This window comes from Duganella radicis, from assembly GCF_009720825.1.
Lineage (GTDB): Bacteria > Pseudomonadota > Gammaproteobacteria > Burkholderiales > Burkholderiaceae_D > Rugamonas > Rugamonas radicis.
This window is the reverse complement of the sequence record NZ_WNKY01000029.1, coordinates 49,519-69,988: the sequence shown is the minus strand read 5'-3', so window position 1 is coordinate 69,988 and position 20,470 is coordinate 49,519. Positions and strand designations below refer to the sequence as shown.

The window sequence follows — 20,470 nt, the reverse complement described above, 5'->3', positions numbered from 1 at the left end:
GTATCTCAGGGAGAACTGGACGCGGTGGCAATTCGGTTAAACGGTCGACCAAGAAAGACGCTAGACTACGATACGCCGGCTCAACGATTTGAACGATGTGTTGCGTCGACCGGTTGAATCCACAGCCAAAACCGTACAGACAATTTCGAGTGGTAAATGGATAAGAAAATTTCGGCGGCACGAAAAAGGAAAATCGGTATAAACTGTTTTCGAAATTAACGCAACGAGTGATTGAAACCTGTACGAAAAGCGCACAGCGCTTGTCCAAAATGCGACCAAATTTTTGGACAAAGTGTATCAAATCCAGCCCTCGCAATTTAGCGCGCTCGGCATCGGAATAGGCAGTCGTTATGGGAAGTTCGCTGAGATCGTTGAAATGCTCCAATTCGTGCAAGTAGCAGCTGGAGCTTCTGCCGCGTACTACGTAAGAGAGGCAAATCGTGACTCCAAGGCTAGCGTCTGTGCGTTTGTCTGCATACGCTCATGGTCCTGTTGGCCTCTATGCAGCTTTACGGTGACATACTGAGCGTGGTGGCAGCTCCGCGATCAGTGCCTCCAATATGGCCTTGGCACGAAACAAAGGCCAGCTACGGCAAGGGATATGAAAACAGTTAAAGTCATCATCAAACCCTACGGATTCTGAGGGCAAGCTCGTTGAAAATAGCGCTCACTTTGTATCCAATGCCTAGGCGCAATTTTTCCGTGCTCCTTAAAATACCATAATGTTCCACGTCTAACAAAAATGTAGGAGTCGGTATAGCGAGCATTGGTTGTAATATCTCCCCAATCGACAAAGAATTCCAGTTGACCTTCACTTTCACTTTTCCAGCAGTAGAGGCTGGCAGAATAGTATCTGGTAGATTGATCAAAAGTCGCGACGGGTGGCGGACGTAGTTGCTTGCTTGCGTTGGGAAGAATTGAGCGGATAGTCTGTATTGATTCGGTTGAAACTGCCTGATTAAGGTCGATTAAAAACACAGCAATAGATGTGTCTGCTTCCAAAATGGTGGAAAGCAATGGTCGTTCGCGCTCTCGAACATAGAAGGATTGTTTTACTGTCTCGAAGGGAGCGTTTGGTGTGTAGATGCCCGGCTCAATCGTTGGAATTTTTTCGGCTTCCGCTAACGCCGAATGTGAAATAAGGGTCATCAGAATAACAATAGCTATGACTGTTCTCATTACTTGGCTAGCTCCGAAATATTTGAAGAAAATTCCTATCCCAACTCTACCATTATTAATTTGTAAATATAATGCGTCTTATGCAGTATCATAAAATGACACTTAAAGTATCGTATCTTGACAGCAGTTAGCTGGCTTTACAAAAATCTCAGTCTCACACTCATGGGGGCAGGAAGGGCGAAGATAGCATTTTGGGCGGGTACCGCCGGTGCCTTGGGGGAGGCAGACGGTTGTTACGTTTGTATGAGCTTAAGTCTGCTTTAGTTTCGGAGCCCTTCGGCGTCAGTTTGCGTTTCACGTTCATGCGCAGGAAGAGAACTATTTTAGTGCCAGGTTTCTCGGGGCGGCACGGCAAGCGATGCTTACTTCTGGTTCTCCACAACGGATCTTGATGTGGATGGTTACCCGGGAACGTGAGTATTGCCTTGGACCAGAGGCTTGGTTGTTTCAGGATCGTCCATGCCGTAAGGCGACTCGGGATCATCCATGTGCTCAGGAGCAGCGGCAATTTCGGCGCCAATCTGAGCTTAGGTGAAATACTGTTTCAAAGTAGTCCGCTTTTGATCTCTTTCTCTATTTTTATTCGTTAGTCGTTTTTTCGACCATGTTGTTGAAAGCGATGCTCGCCGGGCATGACGAGTTTTGCTTTTGACCAGAATGCCCGGACTTCTTCTTCATTGTTGGGATCGTAGGGAACGTCAGGATCGTAGACGTAAGCCGGGGCTGCGGCGATTGCGGCTTCCATTTGCTCCTTAGTTAAAGGGGGCGTTTTCGAAATAGGTTCGCGTTTCATAATTTGTGGCCTTCCTGCATGAAATTAGACGGGCGCTGTCGTTCCGGTCGATCCAAATGAGGCGCACTACGCGGTCCTCATGCCAGCATAAACTCTTGACGCGGACTTCGTCATAGTGGGCGCTGGTGTCCTCTTCGCTGTACATGAAGCGATCAAACAGCTTGCCCAAATCAGCAAAGTCAACGCCATGCTTTTTCAGGTTGGCTATGCGTTTCTTTTCGTCCCATGTAATCATGAGACGATGTTGTCACTTCATGGTAGGCCGCCGCTTGATGTGAATCAAGCGGGGTGAGGTGCGATTTATTGCTTGCGGTGTAGCTCGGGACGAGGGCCGCCGGCCTCATTTCAGCAGGCCGGCCAGCTCGACGGCGGTCTTGACTTGCATTTTGTCGAAGATGTGGGCGCGGTGGACTTCCACCGTGCGCATGCTGATGCCCAGCTGGTCGGCCACCACTTTGTTCATTTTGCCGGCCAGGATCAGGTCCAGCACTTCGCGCTCGCGCGTGGACAGGGTCGCCAGGCGGGCGTGGACGGCGGCGTGCTCGCCGGCGCGGCGCGAGTTGGCCAGGCCTTCCTGCACCCGGTCCATCAGCTGGTTGTCGTTGAAGGGTTTTTCAAAGAAGTCGAAGGCGCCGCGCTTCAGGGTGTCGACCGCCATCGGCACGTCGCCGTGGCCGGTCAGGAAGATCACCGGCATGCGCTGCGCCAGGCCGCGCGCCAGCAACTGGTCGAACACCGCCACGCCGTTCATGTCCGGCATGCGCACGTCGAGCAGCACGCAGTCGCCATCCGCATCGAACACGCCGCCGCCGATCTGGGCCAGAAAGTGCACGCCTGATTCGTAGGCGCGCGCGGGAATCGCCCGCGAAGTGGCCAGCCAGCTGAGCGAGTCGCGCACGACCGCTTCATCGTCGACGATATGCAGCATCTTGTGTTGTCTCCTGTGCCGTTGCCGGCGGCGTCGCCGCCGGCACGAAACGTTAATCTCGGTCCCGCCAGGCGGGCCGGCGCGGACGGGCTCCGCGCCAGAGCGCATTTTAGCGCAGTCCGGCACAGGAAACAGACTGCGGCGCTTCAGTCGCTGACTTCGAAGGCGGCCGGATCGAGTTCGCTCAGCGTGACCGGCGCGCTGTCGCGGGCCGGCTGCGTGGCCTGCTGGCTCAGGCGCGCACGCAGCTGGGCCAGGTAGTCGGCGCGGCAACGGCGCAACACATAGTCGCGGAAGTTGTCCCGCTCCAGGTCGCGCCAGGCGCGTTCGCGGCCGGCGTCCGAGCGCGCCACGGCGGCGGCGCGCTGTGCGGCGGACAGGTCGGCGTCGCCGCTGGCCAGGCGGGTGTAGCCATAGCGGTCCATGTAGCCGCCGGTCAGCGTTTCGATCACATTGATGTCGTCGGCCGACAGCTGCTGCCGGAATTTGTCGATATTGGCCACGATCGGCGGATAGCAGTTGGACGACCACAGCGCCGACAGCTGGGCGATCTGCCGCGCTTCCTGCGAGGCGCCGATGTCGAGCATCTGCGGCAGGAAGTCGATGGCGAGGAAGCTGCACAGCGCCTCCAGCGTCGCGCGCTGCTGCGACAGGAAGTCCTCGTAGCGGATGGTCAGCACGCGCTGCGGGTAGCGCTGCATCACGTGGTCGGCGGCGCGCTGCGCGGCCAGCCAGGTTTCCGCGTTCAGGCGGGTGTCGAAGTCGTGGATGATGGCGCGGTTCATCGACGCCACCTGGGCGCGCGGATCGCGCACCACGTTGATGAACAGCATGTCGGGCAGCAGCTGCATCAGCTCGTCCGCGTAATGGACATTGTCGAGCGACTTGTCCATGACCACGCGCGCGCCCTGGTGTTCGGCCGCGCGCAGCAGCAGCTCCCAGTGGACGCGGTGGATGCTGCGCGGCTGGTGGCGCAGGGTTTCGAAGATTTCCACCGGATCGAACACCATGCCGGGCCACTTGACCATGCTGACCGCCTGCAAGCCGCACAGGTCGGTCACCAGGCGGAAGTAATGGCGGTCGTCGCGCAGGTCGCCATACAGCGGCAGCAACGGCATGAAGTCGACGATGTGCAGCGGATACGGCGAATAGAATTGCGGCGCCATGTTCAGCCGCAGGCGCAGCGCGTGGCTGCCGCAGCGGCGCAGCGGGATCATCATCACGGGGCGCGGACGAACGCCCGCAGGGGAAGTATGGGTCATGCTTGTCTCCTTAGAAAAACAGCCAGCCGCCGCCTCCGGCGACCAGCACGATCAGGGCCGCGTCCAGCCGCAGGCGCAGCAGGGCGAACAGCGCGGCGGCGCAGCACAGCACCGTCAACGGTTCCAGCGGATGGGCGCGGCCGATGGTGGCGGCGGCCGCGAACACCATGCCGGCCAGGGCGGCGCGCATGCCGCTCAGCGCGGCCTGCACCGAGCCGCTGGCGCGTACCCGCTGCATGGCGCCGCTGGCGGCGATCATCAGCACCGCGCTGGGCACGAACATGCCGATGCTGGCCGCCGCCGCGCCCGCCAGGCCGGCCACCTTGAGACCGACCAACGCCGAACTGATCATGGCGGGGCCGGGGCTCAGCTGGGTGATGGCCAGGGCGTCGACAAATTCGCGCGGGGTCAGCCAGTGATAGGCGTCGACCACCGTGTGTTGCAACAGCGGGATGAAGACATAGCCGCCGCCAAAGGCCAGCAGGCTCATGCTGGAAAACACGCCCAGCAATTGCAGCAGGATGGGCGAGGCGCTCAGCGCCGCCAGCGTGCCCAGCGGCAGCACCAGCAGGGCGGCCAGCCGTTGCGGCCAGCGCCAGCGTCCCGCCTGGGGCAAGGATGCGGCCGGCGCGCTGGCCGGCGTCGCGCCGGTGGCGGCGGCGCCATAGCAGTGGTAACCGACGGCGGCGGCGATGGCCATCACGGCCAGCGTGGTGGCCAGCCCGGGCAGCGCCACCATCACCATGGCGGCGCCGATGCCCAGCGCGGCCTGGCGGCGGTCGCGCACCGCGCTTTGCCACAGGCGCCAGCCGGCCGCCAGCACGATGGCCACGATGGCCGGTGCGATGCCGTGAAACACCGGCCGCAGCGCGCCCATGCTGCCATAGCGCAGGTACAGCGTGCCCAGCGCCACCATGCACAGGAAGGCCGGCAGCACGGCGCAGACGATGGCGACGGCGGCGCCGGCCACGCCGCGCAGGCGGTAGCCGGCGTAGGCGGCCACGTTCACGGCCACCGGGCCGGGCAGCACGGAAGCCAGCGCCAGGCCGTCCAGCAGTTCGGCCGGCGCCAGCAGGCGGCGCCGTTCGCACAGCACTTGCTGGGTGACCGAGACCATGGCCATGAAGCCGCCGACGCTGGTGCAGCCGATGCGCAGGAACAGCAGGGCCAGCAGGGCCAGGCTGACCGGCGCGGCGGCCGCGCGGGCGGACGGCGGCGCTGGCAGGGTGACGGGATCAGGCGGCATGGTGGCAGGGCGCGTCCGGCGCGAAATAGGTGCCGAAGCGGTCGATGAAGTGGGGCAGGTCGGCGGCCGGCAGGCGGTTGATGCCGGCCGCCGCCTTGCGTCCGCCGCCGCCCGGGAATTGCCGGCACAGCGTGCAGGCGCTGCGCGCCAGCGGCTGGCCGGAGCGCACGCTGATCAGGTAATCGCCGTCGCTGCGGGTCAGTACCACGGCAAACGCGGCCTGCGGCGAGTCGGCCGCCAGACGGTTGGCCAGCACGCCGCTGCCGCGCCGCGCCCAGGCGGCGGCAGGCAGCAGGTAGACCGCGTTGCCATCCCGCTGCCAGTGCGGTTGCAGCGCGTGCAGGCGGGCGCAGTCGGCGCGATAGGATGCGTGCAGCTCGCGGTACAGCGGGGTCCGCATGAAGTCGAACGGATCGGCGTATGCATGCAGCGCCTGGTACAGCGCGGCCGGGGCGATGTGCAGGTCGGCCTCGCACTCGCCATAGGCGTTGTAATTGAGCGTCTGGCCCAGCGCGGCCAGCGCGGCGCTGCGTTCGGCGTCCAGCCCGATGCTGTCCGCCAGCGCCTGCGCCGCCGCGCCCAGGTTGTCGCCAAAGGCGGCGGCCACCGCCCATGGCCGGTAGCGCCCGCCAAGCTGGCGGTCCACCAGGATGCTGGTGCAGACATCGGGCGCCTCGTCGCAATGCAGGCGCAGGTGCGGATGGACGGGGGCGCGGTCGGCCGCGTGGTGGTCGAACCAGGTGAGGCGGGCGCCGCCGTCCAGCAGGCGTGGCAGCTCGGCGGCGTTGGCGTCCAGCGAAATGTCGAGCACCAGCAGTTCGCTGCCGGCCACGGCCGGCACGCGGCGCAGCAGTTCGATGTCGCGCTTGACGCCGGTGATCAGTGCGCGCTGCGCCGGCGCGTGCAGGCGCAGCATGTGCAGCGCGCACAGGCCATCGGCGTCGCCGTTGAAAATGTCGTAATCCATGATGTCAACGCAGGCGCGGCCCCAGATGTTGCAGCAGCCGGGTGCAAGCCTGGTCGATGGTCAGCTGTTCCGTGTCCAGCGCCAGCGCCGGTTCCAGCGGCACCTCGTACGGCGCGGAGATGCCGGTGAATTCCGGGATCAGGCCGGCGCGGGCTTTCTGGTACAAGCCCTTGGGATCGCGCTCCTCGCAGATGGCGCAGGGCGTGCTGACATAGGTCTCGATGAAGTTGTCCGGGCCGATGATGGTGCGGGCCAGCTCGCGGTCGCTGCGCAGCGGCGAGATGAAGGCGCAGATCACGATCAGGCCGGCGTCGTTCAGCAGCCGCGCCACCTCGGCGCTGCGGCGGATGTTTTCGCGGCGGTCGCGGCTGGTGAAGCCGAGATCGCTGTTCAGGTGGTGGCGCAGGTTGTCGCCGTCCAGCACATAGGCCAGCCGGCCCTCGCTGCACAGGCGCCGTTCCAGCGCGTACGCCAGGGTGGATTTGCCGGCGCCGCTGAGGCCGGTCAGCCAGACCGTGGCGGCCTGCTGGCCCAGCTGTTGCAGGCGCTCGTGGGCCGTGACGGCGCCGGTGTGCCAGAAGACTTGGGGGGATGTTTGGAGTTTTTCGATGCTGCCCATGTGTGCTCCCGGCTCAGGCGTGTTCCATGGCGTGCGCCGGACGGCGCGACGTGGCGCCGCCGTGCGTCAGCCGGGGCGCCGCTTTGTGCCGGCCCAGCGGCGTGACCGTGGCGGCCGGCGCGTGCTGGGCGACGTTGGCCAGGCGGAAGATGCTGACCACCTCGTTCAGGCTGTTGGCCTGGTCCTGCATGGCTTGCGCGGCGGCCGCCGCCTCCTCGACCAGCGCCGCGTTCTGCTGGGTGACATCGTCCATCTGGGTCACGGCGTCGTTGATCTGCTCGATGCCGGCCGACTGTTCCTGGCTGGCCAGCATGATTTCCGACATGATGTCGGTCACGCGCTTGACGCTCGACACCACCTCCTCCATGGTGGCCCCGGCCTGCTCGACCAGCTTGTTGCCGGCCTGTACCTTGTCCACCGAGTCGCCGATCAGCTCCTTGATTTCCTTGGCGGCGGCGGCGCTGCGCTGGGCCAGCGTGCGCACCTCGCTGGCGACCACCGCGAAGCCGCGGCCCTGTTCGCCGGCGCGCGCCGCCTCCACGGCGGCGTTCAGCGCCAGGATGTTGGTCTGGAAGGCGATGCTGTCGATCACGGCGATGATGTCGACGATCTTGTGGGCCGAGGTGTCGATGGCCGCCATGGTGTCCACCACCTGGGCCACCACCGCGCCGCCCCTGGCGGCCACGTCGGAGGCCGAGGTGGCCAGGCCGTTGGCCTGGCGGGCGCGGTCGGTATTCAGGCGCACGGTGCTGGTCAGCTCCTCCATCGAGGAGGCGGTTTCCTCCAGCGTGCTGGCCTGCTGCTCGGTGCGCGAGGACAGGTCGAGGTTGCCGTTGGCGATCTGGCCGGCCGCGCTGGCGATGGTGTCGCTGCTGGTGTAGACCTGGCCGACGATGCGGGTCAGGCCGTCGCGCATGTCGCGCATGGCGTGCAGCAGGCTGTGCTCGTCGCCACGGCGCGGGTGGATCGGCACGGTCAGGTTGCCGGCGGCGATTTCGGCGGCGATGGCGGCCGCCTGCTCCGGTTCGCAGCCCAGCTGGCGCACCACGCTGCGGGTGATCAGCCACGCGGCCACCACGCTGCACAGCAGCGCCAGGGTGCCGGCGATCAGCATCTGCTCGCGGGCGCTGTCGTAGGCGGTTTCGGCCTGCGCCACCGCCTCGGTGTTCTGCTTTTCCTCCAGCGCGATCAGTTCACGGATCAGATCCCACCATTTCTTTTGCACGGGACGGAACTTGTAACGCAATAGCTGATACGCCTCGTCCTGCTGCTGGCCCAGCGCCAGTTCCTGCGCCTGCTTGTAGAACGGCGCCGCCAGATCGCCTTGCTGGCGGATTTGTTCCAGCAGCTTTTTCTCTTCGGCGGTGGTCAGGCTGACATCGTCGAACATGTGCGCCATCTTGCTCATGGCGTCGACATATTTCTTTTCCTGGTCGCCGATGCGCTTGATTTCAATCTGGATTTCCTTCTCTTCCTTGAGCAGGATCAGGTTGCGCAGCGCCAGCGCCCGTTCCGTGACGGTCAGGTCCATGGCCTGCGCCAGGCGGGTTTCCACGTCGTTCACTTTGGTAATTTCGATCATGCGCGCCTGGATTTGCCGCATGCTGGCCAGGCCCAGCAGAATCACCACCAGCAATAGGACCGACACCAGGCCGAAGCCCACACCCAGCCGTTTGGCCACTGTCATGTTTCGCAACTTCATGTTTTTCCCCTAGTTCAAAATGCACCGAGCGCATAACGACATGCGCGATTCGCATAAATCCATGTTAGGGAGCGTTGGCGGTTGAATTGTCTCCATTAGTCACTTTCGGCATGCGCGCAACACAGAGAAAAAGATTGACGTTGCCTTATGGAAACTGTAGATATGGGTGTTGTGGGGCGTGGCGGCCTGCGCGGCCATGCCAGTGACTCGCAAAGGTGAAGTATCGGGAAAAAACCACAGTGGGGCGCGCTGTTGTTGTTCAGTCCACTTGTGCGGTGGCGGCCGGCAGCTGGAAGGTGAAAATGGTGCCGCCTTGCGGGTTGGCGCGGAAGGTCAGGGCGCCGCCATGGAACTCCATCGCCGTGCGGCAGATGTTGAGGCCCATGCCCATGCCTTCGGCCTTGGTCGAGAAGAAGGGCGAGAACAGGCGCTGCGCCACGTCGTCCGGGATGCCATGCCCCTGGTCGATCACCGCCACGCTGACTTGCCCCGCCTCGGCATCGTAGGACGCCACCACGTTGAGGATGCGCCGCTGCGGCGGCACCTGCGACATGGCCTCGATGCCGTTGCGGGTGAGGTTGAGCAGCACCTGTTCGATCATCACGCGGTCGGCGCGCACCGGCGGCAGGTCGGCCGGGATCTCGGTACGGAAGGAAACATAACTCTGGCGCGCTTGCAGTTCGATCAGCGTGCGGATGCTGTCCAGCAGCGAGGCGACCGCCACTTCCTGCCGCAGCGGTTCGCGTTTCTTCACGAATCCGTGCACGCTGCGGATGATCTGGCCGGCCCGCTGGGCCTGTGCGCTGGCCTGTTCCAGCGCCGGCTTGAGCAGGGTGGCGTCGACCGGGCCGGGCGCGTCGCGCTCGATCAGGTTCAGCGCGCCGGTGGTGTAGCTGGAGATGGCGGCCAGCGGCTGGTTCAGCTCATGCGCCAGCATGGACGCGATCTCGCCCATGGTGGCCAGGCGCGCCGAGGCCTGGAGCTTTTCCTGCTGCTGGCGATTCAGCTCCTCGATGCGCTTGCGGTCGGAGATATCGAGGATGGAGCCCATCCAGCCGGTCTGCTTGCCGTCGTTGTCCACCAGCGGCGCCTCGAAGATCAGCACCGGCACGCGCTCGCCGTCCGGACGCTGGAAGAAGGTTTCGAATTGCGGCGTGACCTTGCCCGCCAGGACGTTGGCAAAGCGCGACTGGTATTCCGCCATCGCCTCCGGCGCCCAGTAGGGCATGGGCGGCAGCTTGCCGACGATTTCCTCGGCCGGGTAGCCGACGATCTGGCAGAAGGCCGGATTGACGTAGGTGATGCGGCCTTCGAGGTCGCGCGCGCGCAAGCCGGTCACCAGCGAGTTTTCCATCGCCGTGCGGAACGACATCTGCTGGCGCAGCGCGCCTTCCGCCGCCAGGCGTTTCGAGATGTGACCCCACAGCGCCAGCAAGCTCCATAACAGGCCAAGCGACAGCACGATCACCGAGCCGACCAGCAGATTGGGCAGCAGCTGCGGCTCGCTCTTGACGCTGTCCGTCACCAGCGTGACCGAGGCGCCCGGCAGATCGAGCGCGCGCTTGTGGGTGTAGACGCCGTGGCCCGGACCGGCCGCCGCGCGCCGCGCCAGCACCTTGTCGTCACGGTCCACCAGCGAGACCTGGTTGTCCTGGGCGAACCACCACGGCACCATCTCTTCCAGCATCACGCTGGTCTGGTAGGTGGCCACCAGGTCGCCGATGTATTCGTCGCCGCGGAACAGCGGCACGTGGTAGTCCATCAGCACCGCCGATGGCGCGGCGGCGGAGACGTGGGTCTGCGCCTCCGGCTGGGTGTACATGGGGCGGCGCGTCTTGCGTGTGATCTCGGCCGTGGCCTTCGATGCGGGCGACAGTTCCACCGGCGTGGATAAAGGATCGCTGCTGCCGGCCAGTTGCCCGTCCGGCTTGAGCCACACCACGCGCAGTAGTTCGTGGCCATTTTTCAGCAGCCGCGCCATGCGTTCGTGCAGCTGCGCGTGGCTCAGGTGGCCGCCGGAGATTTCCACGCCCAGCGCGCGCAGGCTTTCTTCATCGCGGCCCAACTGGAAGCGGATGGTTTGCTCGACCCACAGCGTATCGGCGATCAGCTGCTCCTGCCGCTCGTTGCTCTCCATCTGGCGCGCCTGCCAGGGTAGCCAGATCAATATCGCCAGAAAAAACAACACCAGCATGATGGGCAGCAGCCAGCGCAGCGAGGTGCTGGAGTACGGGCGGCGGCGCGCGTCAGGCGCGGCAGGCGTGGTGGAATGGGTGGATGTCATGGACAATCAGGGTAACCGGTCGGGGCGGCGCGGCCATTGTGGTTATCCACAGTTGCCAGCCTTGCCGGTATTTATAAGAATCGTTCAGAATAGAACAAGTGTAACTTTAAACCCACCAGGAGACTTCATGAAACTGAAAACCGGTCTGCTCGTCCTGAGCGCCGCCCTGAGCTTCAACGCCTATGCTCAAGCGCCTATCGTCATCAAATTCAGCCACGTGGTGGCGACCGACACGCCGAAAGGCCAGGCCGCGGAGCGTTTTAAACAACTGGCGGAAAAGGCCACCAACGGCCGCGTGAAGGTCGAGGTCTATCCGAATAGCCAGCTGTATAAAGACAAGGAAGAACTGGAAGCCCTGCAACTGGGCGCGGTGCAGATGCTGGCGCCATCGCTGGCCAAATTCGGCCCGCTGGGCGTGAAGGAATTCGAAGCCTTCGACCTGCCGTACATCTTCCCGTCGAAGACCGCGCTGTACAACGTGACCGAGGGCGAAATCGGCAAGTCGCTGTTGAAGAAGCTGGAACCGAAAGGCATCACCGGCCTGGCGTTCTGGGATAACGGCTTCAAGGTCATGTCGGCCAACAAGCCGCTGCGCGCGCCGGCCGATTTCAAAGGTCTGAAGATGCGTATCCAGTCGTCCAAGGTGCTGGACGCGCAGATGCGCGCACTTGGCGCCAACCCGCAGGTGCTGGCGTTCTCCGAGGTGTATCAGGCGCTGCAAACCGGCGTGGTGGATGGCACCGAGAATCCGCCGTCGAATATGTACACCCAGAAGATGCACGAGGTGCAGAAGTATGTGACCGTGTCCAACCACGGTTACCTGGGCTATGCGGTGATCGTCAACAAGAAGTTCTGGGACGGTCTGCCAGCCGACATCCGCACCGCGCTGGACAAGGCCATGCGCGAAGCCACCACCTTCGAGAAGGCGATCGCACAGCGCGACAACGACATGGCGCTGGACGCCATCAAAAAGGCCGGCAAGACCGAGATCTACACGCTCAGCGTGAAAGAGCAGGCCGAGTGGCGCAAGGCGCTGCTGCCGGTGCAGCAGCAGATGGAAGGCCGGATCGGCAAGGACCTGATCTCGGCGATTAATAAAGAAGCAGCCAAGTAAAAAAAGCCCCGCGAAATGAACTGCCCCCCGAAAGTTGGACACCAACTTTCGGGGTTTTTCATTGGTGAAGTACACAACGCAATTCAAATTGGAAGTGGTCGAGCGATATCTCGCTGGACGGCTCGGATTCACGGCAGTAGCCAGGCTGTATGGTCTGGATTACGCAATGCTCAAGCGTTGGGTAAGGTTATACCAAGCCCACGGAGAAGCCGGGTTAGCCAAGAGTTCACGGCCTATAGTGCTGAGCAAAAAATGCTCATCCTGCAGCACATAGACCGAAGAAAATGCCTGATCCTCAACCCACCAAAGCACCACTCGCTGTCGATGACGAACCCCGTACCCGTGAGGAATTAGAGGCGGAGGTGAATCATTTACGCATGGAGGTTGCGTACCTAAAAAAGTTACGGGCCTTAGTTCAAGCGCAGCCGCCAACGCGTGCAACCGCGCGCAAAAAGCGCAAGTAATCGACGAACTAAGGCAGCAATTTCCACTAGCTGACTTACTCAAACTGGCCGGTTTGGCCCGGAGTACCTTCTACTATCAGCAGAAGGTAGCCGGGATGGACAGGCATCAGGTTTTGAAACAGACCATTCGCCGTATTTTCGATACGCATAAGAGGCGCTATGGATATCGGCGTGTGACCGCTGCGATTCGCAATCTGGGGCACCATGTCAATCACAAGACGGTACAAAAACAAATGGCTGCACTGGGCTTGAAATCTCTGGTACGCCCCAAGAAGTATCGCTCGTACAAAGGCGAAGTGGGCCAAGCAGCCAATAATGTGCTGCAGCGCCAGTTCAAGGCGCAGGCGGCAAACCACCTGAACAAGTTCAGTAGCGTTGACGAGCTACAGACGGGACTCCGGAAGTACATCCGCTATTACAATTACGATCGCATCAAACTTAAACTAAAAGGGCTGAGCCCTGTGCAATACAGGACTCAGCCCTTGGCTGCCTAGCAAACTAAACCGTCCAACTATTTGGAGTCAGTTCAGAAAGCGGGGCTTCTTACTTCTACATCAAGCCCATTGCCTTGGGCAGCCAGAGCGACAATCCCGGCCAGTAAGTCACGATCACCAGGAACACCAGCATCGTAATCAGCCACGGCATCACCGCCACGGTCAGTTCCGAAATACTCATCTTCGAAATACCGCTCGCCACGTACAGGTTGAGGCCCACCGGCGGGTGGCACAGGCCCACTTCCATGTTGGCGTCGATCATGATGCCGAAGTGGACGGCGTCGATGCCCAGACGGATCGCGGCGGGGTGCAAGATCGGCGCCATCACCAGGATGATCGACGACGGCTCCATCACGTTACCGGCCAACAGCAGCAGGATGTTGGTGAAGAACAGGAAGCCAGCCTGGCCCAGGTCTTTGTTCAGAATCCAGTCCGCCATCGCCTGCGGGATGTTCTCGTGCGCCATCAGGAAGGAGAACAGCACGGCGTTGGTGATGATGTACAACAGCATGGCCGACAGCGCCGCCGATTTCTTCAGCACTTCCGGCGTCTTCGACAGCGGCATGTCGCGGTAGACGAACACCGAAATCACGAACGCATACACCGCGCTCATGGCCGCCGCTTCGGTCGGCGTGAAGATGCCCTTGGTGATGCCGCCGATGATGATCACCACCAGCATCAGGCCCCACACGCTCTTGCGGAAGGCGGTCCAGCGCTGCTTCCACCCAGCCTTGTGCATGCGCGGGTAGTTGTTTTTCTTGGCCAGCACCCAGGTGGTCCCGCACAGCATCACGGTCAGCAGGATGCCGGGGAACAGGCCGGCCAGGAACAGCGCGCCGATCGAGGTGTTGGTCGAAATCGCGTAGATCACCTTCGGAATCGACGGCAGCATCAGGATGCCGAGTGAGCCGGCGGTGATGATCACGCCCGCGCCAAAGTGCTTGGGGTAGCCCTGCTTGACCATGGCCGGCAGGATGATGGAGCCGATCGCCACCACGGTTGCCACCGAGGAGCCGCACACCAGCGCGAACATGGCGCAGGCGATGATGCCGGCCAGCGCCAGGCCGCCGTGCCAATGGCCGATCAGGCTGGTGGCAAAGGCGATCATGCGTTTGGCCACGCCGCCGTGGGTGAGGAAGTTACCGGCCAGGATAAACAGCGGGATGGCCATGATCTCGAACTTCTCGATGCCGCTGAACAGCTTGAGCGCCACCGCCTCCACCGGCACCTGCGTCAGCAGGTACATGAACATCAGCACCGTCAGGCCGAGCGCGATGGAGACCGGGATGCCGGTCAACATCAGCAGGATCAGCAGCGCGAACACGATGCCGACCTTGCCGCCCAAAATGCATACGGCCAGCAGGATGCCGGCGATCACGCCGAGGATGGTGCCGGCTTTTTTCTTGCTCCAAGGCTCGATGCCTTGCATGGTCACTGCGCCGCTCATCGTGCACCTCCGTGTGCTGGCGCTGGATGTGGCGCAGCCACGAACAGCTCGTCGTGATCGTCGTCGTCCAGGCCTTCGACGTGGGATTCGTCATGGTGCGGCAGTTCGCCGTGGCGCAGGAATGTCCAGCCCACTTGCAGGAAGCGGAAGCACATCAGGTAGGAGCCCAGCGGGACCGCCGAGTAGATGAACCACGTTGGCCATTCCAGGTCCGGCGTGGTCGGGCCTTCCGGCACGTCGGAGGCGTCGATGCCCAGCAGGGTGTAGGCCGCGTGGTGCATGCCGTTCTCCCACACAAAGGTCAGGCCCAGCGTGCCGACGATGCCGGTGAACAGGGTGCCGCAGCCGATCGCCAGCAGCACCGTGAAACGGCGCCATTCCGGCGGCATGCGGTTGACCAGCACGTCCACGCCCACGTGCACGCCCTTGCGCACGCCGTAGGCCGCGCCAAACTTGGCCATCCACACGAACATGATGATGGCCAGCTCCTGCGCCCACTCAAAGTGCAGCGACAGCAGGTAGTCCTGGACGTAGGGAATCGGCATGCCGGTGCCGTATCGATGAACCACGGATAGGAAGATGATGAGCGTCGCGCCGCCCATCAGGAAGGTGATGATCCACTCCTCCAGATGATCGAGTATTTTTGTCAGCATAATGTGTCTCTAAGTTTTATTGGTGCTGGGAAATCCAGCTTAGCGCTAAATTAGCCGCGGATGATCAATGTGGCAATGAGGGCTACTACTAAGTGTACAAAGTGCCTCAAAAGTGGGGCATACCACAACTTGTTTGGTCTGCGTCAAATTTGTTTATGCCTCAAATAAGCATGAAAAAAATTTGCGAAAAAGCGTAGGGGATACGTTATGATGGCGTCGCTCTCAGGGAAACGTGCATATCGATATGCAGCCCGGTAGCAAGAGCCCGGAATTGTAAGTGGGGAGTGTGTATAGAAACGGTAATCCAATACCGGCACTAGATCGAGGAGACACACGTTTTACAGAATGTCGCTGTTATAGGGTCTGCAAGCCGCCACAAGCGCGCTACGGAACCAGGCAAGCGACCGGGAACGTGAAGCAGGATTTGAAAACGCACCAAACGGTGCGTTTTTTTTTGCCCGCGCCATTTACAATAGCGGCCAGTGTGGCATTTTTGCTGTAGCAGAGATGCAACATGCTGGTGCAGAAGAACAACTTTTTGGTGCATGCAACTGTGATCAAAATACAACAAGGCAGTGAGCTGTTTTCCGCTGTGGCGGAACTACCATTTGGCAAGCTGGGTGTGCGCACGGCCAACGGCGTGATCGTCGAAATGAGCTACCTGCCGCCCCATTTTGATGCAAAAGCGCCACAGGACGCGACCGCCGAACTGGCCGTCCACCAGCTCGAGAAATACTGCGCGGACGCGGACTACCAGTTCACCCTGCCGCTCCGGCGCGCCGGTACGGAATTCCAGCAAAAGGTGTGGGATGCGCTGTGCTCGATCCCGCGCGGCAGCACCCGCACCTACGGCGAGCTGGCCAGGTTCCTCGGCTCGGCGCCGCGCGCGGTGGGACAGGCCTGCGGCGCCAACTGGTTCCCGGTGGTGGTGCCTTGCCATCGCGTGACCGCCGCCGGCGGCCTGGGCGGCTTTTCCAACAGCGACGATCCCAACGGCTACCTGCTGGGTGTGAAGCGCTGGCTGCTGGCGCACGAAGGTTCAAGCGAATACGCATGGCAGCAGACAACCTTGCTCTGATCGACGAGTTCTGCGACAGCCTGTGGCTGGAGGACGGGCTGTCCAAGAACACGCTGGAAGCCTACCGGCGCGACATGCGCCTGTTCGCCGCCTGGCTGGAGCAGAAGCGCGGCGGCGTGGAGGGCTTGCTGGCCGTGCAGGGCCACGATATCGAAAGCTACATCGCCGCCCGCCATGACCAGGGCAAGCCGACCTCGTCCAACCGCCGGCTGTCGGTGATACGGCGCTTCTACCAGATGTTGCTGCGCCAGCGCCGCATCGATGCCGATCCCAGCCTCAAATTGCAATCGGCCAGGCAGCCGCAGCGCTCGGTCAATACGCTGAGCGAGGCGCAGGTGGAAGCCTTGCTGGCCGCGCCGGACGTGCGCACGCCGCTCGGCCTGCGCGAGCGCACCATGCTGGAGCTGATGTACGCCAGCGGCCTGCGCGTGTCCGAGCTGGTGGAGCTCAAGCTGCTGGAACTGAGCCTGAACGATGGCGTGCTGCGCATCACCGGCAAGGGCGCGAAGACGCGGTTGGTGCCGTTCGGCCAGCAGGCGCGCCAGTGGATCGAGCGCTATCTGAAGGAGGCGCGCGGCGTCATCCTCAACGGCCGGCAGGACGACGCCCTGTTCGTCACCGGGCGCGGCGCCGGCATGACGCGGCAGATGTTCTGGGTCTTGATTAAAAAGCATGCCCTCAAGGCGGGCATCACGGCGCCGCTGTCGCCGCACACCCTGCGCCACGCGTTTGCCACCCATTTGCTGAACCACGGCGCCGACCTGCGTGTTGTCCAATTGTTATTGGGACATTCCGATATTTCAACCACGCAGATTTATACCCATGTCGCAAGGGAACGTTTGAAGCATTTGCATGCGCAACATCATCCTCGTGGTTGAGGAACTTGCGTCATAATGAAGGCAGGGCAACGCTTTTAGAGAAGGAGCCGGCAAATGGCCAAAACGAACTTCGCGTATGAAAAGCGGCAGCGGGAGTTGGAAAAGAAGAAAAAGCAGGAAGAGAAAGCCCGGCGCAAGGCCGAGCTGAAGAACAATCCCGGCTTGGCCCAGGAGGGCGAGGAGGATCTCGCCGAGGGTGAGACCTCCGGCCTCGCCCCCGACGACGACGATTGACTACGCCACTTCGGCGGTTTCCTTTTTCACCTCGTGCAGCTCGGGCTCTTCTTCGTGGTGGCCCTTGAAGAAGCGCTTGCAGCGTTTGCCGAGGCTGTCGAGGTAGGTGTAGGCCACTGGCACCACCACCAGGGTCAGCAGGGTTGAGGTCAGTACGCCGCCGATCACCGCGCGGCCCATCGGCGCCTGCGTTTCGCCGCCGTCGCCGAGGCCGATCGCCATCGGCAGCATGCCGAACACCATGGCCAGCGTGGTCATCAGGATAGGGCGCAGGCGCACTTGGCCGGCGCTCATGATGGCGTCGTGCTGGCTCTGGCCTTCCTTCTGCATGTGGTTGGTGAAGTCGACCAGCAGAATCGCGTTCTTGGTCACCAGACCCATCAGCATGATGAAGCCGATCACCGAGAAGATATTCAGCGTGGTGTGCGTCACCAGCAGCGCCACCAGCACGCCGATCAGCGACAGCGGCAGCGACATCATGATGGCGATCGGTTGCAGGAAGCTGCCGAACTGCGAGGCCAGCACCAGGTAGATGAAGATCACCGCGATGCCCAGCGCCACCATGGCCGAGTTCATGCTCTCCTCCATGCTTTGCGCATTGCCGCCGACGTCGAAACGCACGCCGGATGGCAGTTCGATTTCCTTCATCGCCTTCTTGACGTCGGCGTCGACGTCGCCGCCCGGACGGCCTTCGGTGCTGGCGTACACCGCCACGCGGCGTTGCAGCGCCTGGCGTTTCAGCACTTGCGGGCTGAAGGCCGGCACGAAGTCCACCACCTGGCGCAGCGGCACCATCACCGGACGGCCGTCGGGACCGAGCTTGCTCGACGCCAGCGACAGGTCGGCCAGGTCGGCCACTTTCTGGCGGCCGGATTTCGGCAGCTGCACGTTGACCTCGTAGTTCTGGCCATCGGAGGCCAGGAAGTGCGAGGTGGTGTCGCCCGCCACGAACGGACGCAGGGCGGCGCCGATCTGCTGCGTGGTCAGGCCCAGATCGCTGGCCAGCTCGTTGTTGATCTTGATGTTGGTCGACGGGTTGGCGCCTTCCTGGCTGTATTCCAGGTCGGCGATGCCCTTGATCTTGCGCATCTTGTCCATCAGGCGGTGCGCCACGTCATCCAGCTTGCCCTCGTCGGTGCCGAGGATGGCGATGAAGATCGGTTTCATGCCGGCCGTCAGCGTGATGCCGGCGATCTTGTTCAGGCGCGCGCGGATCGCCGCTTCCATCTGCTGCTGCGTGCGGCGCGGATGCAGCTTGCGGTCGGTCAGCTTCATGTCCAGCTGGGCGGTGTTGCGGCCGTCCCAAGTGCCCACCACAGTGATGACGTTGGCGATTTCCGGGAACTCCTTCAGCGCTTCTTCCACTTGATGGATCTTGTTGTCGGTGTATTCCAGGCTGGAGCCGACCGGGGTCTTGATCAGGAAGTTGACCCAGCCGTTATCCTGCTCCGGCATCATCTCGCCGCCGATCATCGGCACCAGCATGATGGACCCGGCGAACAGGGCGAAGGCCGCGGCCAGCGTGGTCTTCTTCCAGCGCAGCGCCAGCGCCAGCACCTTGCCGTACACCTGGTGCAGCCACTCGACGCCGCCTTCCAGCCAGTGCATGAAGCGGCCCAGCCACGGCACGTACTTGAAGCGGTCCTTGACCGGGTCCGGCCACACCGACGACAGCATCGGGTCCAGCGTGAAGCTGACGAACAGCGACACCAGCACCGCCACCGCCACCGTGATGCCGAATTGCAGGAAGAAGCGGCCGATGATGCCCTGCATGAAGGCCACCGGAATGAACACCGCCACAATCGCGAAGGTGGTGGCCATCACCGCCAGGCCGATTTCGTTGGTGCCGTCTTCGGCCGCCTTGCGGTGGTTCTTCTTCATGCCGAGGTGGCGCACGATGTTTTCGCGCACCACGATGGCGTCGTCGATCAGCAGGCCGATGCACAGCGACAGCGCCATCAGCGTCAGGAAGTTGAGCGTGAAGCCGAAGGCCTTCATGGCGATGAAGCTGGCCATCACCGAGATCGGCAGCGTCAGGCCGGTGATGATGGTCGAGCGCCACGAGTGCAGGAAGAAGAACACGATGATCATGGTCAGCACCGCGCCCTCGATGATGGTCTCCTTGACGTTATCGAGTTGGCTTTGCACCTTGAGCGATTCATCGTTCAGCACTTCCAGTTTGATGTCGGCCGGCAGGGTTTTCTGCAGTTCGGCGGCGACCTGCTGGATGCGGCGGCCCACTTCCACCACGTTGGCGTCCTGCACCTTGGTGATGTCGATGGTGACGGCGCGGTGGCCGTTGATGCGCGAGATCGACAGCTCTTCCTGCGCGCCGTCCTCCACCGTGGCCACCTGTTCCAGGTAGACCGGGCCGTTGGCGCGGCGCGCCACGATGATCTTGTTGAAGTCGCGCGGGTCCTTCATCTTGCCTTCCACCCGCACCAGCCGTTCGCTGGCGCCGTAGCTGATGAAGCCGGCCGGCAGGTTGGTGTTGGTGTTCTGGATCGCGGTCAGCACTTCGTCCACGCCCACCGCCTGCGCGGTCAGGTCGTTGGGGCGCAGCTTGATCAGGATCTGGCGCGCCGCCATGCCGTTGACGCGCACCTGGCCGACGCCGGCCACGCCTTGGAAGCGCTTGGCGATGATCTGGTCGGCCATGGTCGACAGGTCGCGCAGCGAATGTTCGCCGGCGGTCAGGCCGATCTGCGCGATCGGGCGCGAGTTCTCGCCCTCGAAGCGGATGATGAACGGGTCCTTGGCCTCGCGCGGGAAGCGCGGCCGCACCTGCGCCACCTTGTCGCGCAAGTCCTGCATGGCGCGGTCCATGTCGGTCGACAGCTCGAAGTCGACGTAGACGCCGGCGCGGCCTTCCCACGAGTTGGCGCGCAGGGTCTTGATGCCGCTGACGGTGTTGACCACTTCCTCGATCGGGCGGGTGATGTCGTTCTCCACCGCCTCCGGCGAGGCGCCCGGATACATCACCTCGATCATGGCGCCGGGGATGTCGACGTTGGGCATGGCTTCCAGGCCCAGTCCCTTGTACGAGAACAGGCCCAGCACCATCAGCGCCACCATCACCATGGTGGCGAACACCGGATTCTGGATACTGACTTTAGTGATCCACATGA

17 protein-coding genes and 2 pseudogenes are annotated in these 20,470 nt (G+C 62.5%); 6 read left to right on the top strand and 13 right to left on the bottom strand.

Annotated features, from left to right (window positions below):
- Positions 1-117: pseudogene (locus GM676_RS21665) on the top strand (IS30 family transposase); the annotation flags it as partial.
- 513 nt (positions 118-630) lie between these two features.
- On the opposite strand, the gene GM676_RS21660 reads toward GM676_RS21665, so the two are convergent.
- The 10 genes from GM676_RS21660 to GM676_RS21615 all read right to left on the bottom strand — a co-directional run bounded on the left by GM676_RS21660 (position 631) and on the right by GM676_RS21615 (position 10,980).
- The gene (locus GM676_RS21660; RefSeq protein WP_155466008.1) at positions 631-1,179 is read right to left on the bottom strand and encodes a hypothetical protein; all 549 of its coding nucleotides are present in this window, start codon (positions 1,177-1,179) and stop codon (positions 631-633) included.
- Between the two features lie 586 nt (positions 1,180-1,765).
- A complete protein-coding gene (locus GM676_RS21655) occupies positions 1,766-1,924 on the bottom strand; it encodes a hypothetical protein (RefSeq protein WP_155466007.1) in 159 nt (52 codons plus the stop codon).
- A gap of 7 nt (positions 1,925-1,931) precedes the next feature.
- Positions 1,932-2,207 (bottom strand): BrnT family toxin, encoded by a 276-nt coding sequence (locus GM676_RS21650; RefSeq protein WP_155466006.1) that lies wholly within the window; start codon positions 2,205-2,207, stop codon positions 1,932-1,934.
- A gap of 105 nt (positions 2,208-2,312) precedes the next feature.
- A complete protein-coding gene (locus tag GM676_RS21645; protein ID WP_155466005.1) occupies positions 2,313-2,900 on the bottom strand; it encodes a response regulator transcription factor in 588 nt (195 codons plus the stop codon).
- Positions 2,901-3,046: 146 nt separating this feature from the next.
- Positions 3,047-4,162 carry a sulfotransferase family protein gene (locus GM676_RS21640; protein ID WP_155466004.1) on the bottom strand — a complete coding sequence of 372 codons (1,116 nt, stop codon included), beginning with the start codon at positions 4,160-4,162 and terminating at the stop codon, positions 3,047-3,049.
- A gap of 10 nt (positions 4,163-4,172) precedes the next feature.
- Positions 4,173-5,408 (bottom strand): chromate efflux transporter, encoded by a 1,236-nt coding sequence (gene chrA / locus GM676_RS21635; protein WP_155466003.1) that lies wholly within the window; start codon positions 5,406-5,408, stop codon positions 4,173-4,175.
- Positions 5,398-6,375, bottom strand: a complete 978-nt coding sequence (locus GM676_RS21630) for a hypothetical protein (protein ID WP_155466002.1) — start codon at positions 6,373-6,375, stop codon at positions 5,398-5,400. The genes chrA and GM676_RS21630 overlap by 11 nt, the downstream gene beginning before the upstream one ends.
- A 4-nt stretch (positions 6,376-6,379) precedes the next feature.
- A complete protein-coding gene (cysC, locus tag GM676_RS21625; protein ID WP_155466001.1) occupies positions 6,380-6,994 on the bottom strand; it encodes an adenylyl-sulfate kinase in 615 nt (204 codons plus the stop codon).
- Between the two features lie 13 nt (positions 6,995-7,007).
- A complete protein-coding gene (locus GM676_RS21620) occupies positions 7,008-8,696 on the bottom strand; it encodes a methyl-accepting chemotaxis protein (RefSeq protein WP_155466000.1) in 1,689 nt (562 codons plus the stop codon).
- A 259-nt stretch (positions 8,697-8,955) separates the two neighbouring features.
- Complete coding sequence (locus GM676_RS21615; RefSeq protein ID WP_155465999.1) at positions 8,956-10,980, bottom strand: two-component system sensor histidine kinase NtrB; 2,025 nt, start codon at positions 10,978-10,980, stop codon at positions 8,956-8,958.
- Positions 10,981-11,107: 127 nt separating this feature from the next.
- Between GM676_RS21615 and GM676_RS21610 the strand changes: the two genes are divergently transcribed.
- Both GM676_RS21610 and GM676_RS21605 read left to right on the top strand, forming a co-directional pair.
- Positions 11,108-12,094: a TRAP transporter substrate-binding protein gene (locus GM676_RS21610; protein WP_155465998.1), complete on the top strand. Its 987-nt coding sequence runs from the start codon at positions 11,108-11,110 to the stop codon at positions 12,092-12,094.
- Positions 12,095-12,155: 61 nt separating this feature from the next.
- Positions 12,156-13,052 (top strand): annotated as a pseudogene (locus GM676_RS21605) (IS3 family transposase).
- Positions 13,053-13,107: 55 nt separating this feature from the next.
- Here GM676_RS21605 and GM676_RS21600 read toward each other — a convergent pair.
- The gene (locus GM676_RS21600; RefSeq protein WP_155465997.1) at positions 13,108-14,499 is read right to left on the bottom strand and encodes a TRAP transporter large permease; all 1,392 of its coding nucleotides are present in this window, start codon (positions 14,497-14,499) and stop codon (positions 13,108-13,110) included.
- On the bottom strand, positions 14,496-15,152 hold the full coding sequence (locus GM676_RS21595; RefSeq protein WP_211923275.1) for a TRAP transporter small permease: 657 nt from the start codon (positions 15,150-15,152) through the stop codon (positions 14,496-14,498). Before GM676_RS21595 ends, GM676_RS21600 begins: the two co-directional genes overlap by 4 nt.
- Before the next feature lie 556 nt (positions 15,153-15,708).
- On the opposite strand from GM676_RS21595, the gene GM676_RS21590 reads away from it, so the two are divergent.
- The 3 genes from GM676_RS21590 to GM676_RS21580 are packed head-to-tail and all read left to right on the top strand — an operon-like array spanning position 15,709 to position 17,342.
- Entirely contained in the window at positions 15,709-16,230 is a 522-nt protein-coding gene (locus GM676_RS21590) for a methylated-DNA--[protein]-cysteine S-methyltransferase (protein WP_371866331.1), read from the top strand.
- The gene (gene xerD / locus GM676_RS21585; protein WP_155465995.1) at positions 16,206-17,108 is read left to right on the top strand and encodes a site-specific tyrosine recombinase XerD; all 903 of its coding nucleotides are present in this window, start codon (positions 16,206-16,208) and stop codon (positions 17,106-17,108) included. Before GM676_RS21590 ends, xerD begins: the two co-directional genes overlap by 25 nt.
- Positions 17,109-17,162: 54 nt before the next feature.
- On the top strand, positions 17,163-17,342 hold the full coding sequence (locus tag GM676_RS21580) for a hypothetical protein (RefSeq protein ID WP_155465994.1): 180 nt from the start codon (positions 17,163-17,165) through the stop codon (positions 17,340-17,342).
- Here the strand turns inward: GM676_RS21580 and GM676_RS21575 are convergent, their stop codons facing one another.
- On the bottom strand, positions 17,343-20,468 hold the full coding sequence (locus tag GM676_RS21575; RefSeq protein WP_155465993.1) for an efflux RND transporter permease subunit: 3,126 nt from the start codon (positions 20,466-20,468) through the stop codon (positions 17,343-17,345).
- Positions 20,469-20,470: the final 2 nt, after the last annotated feature.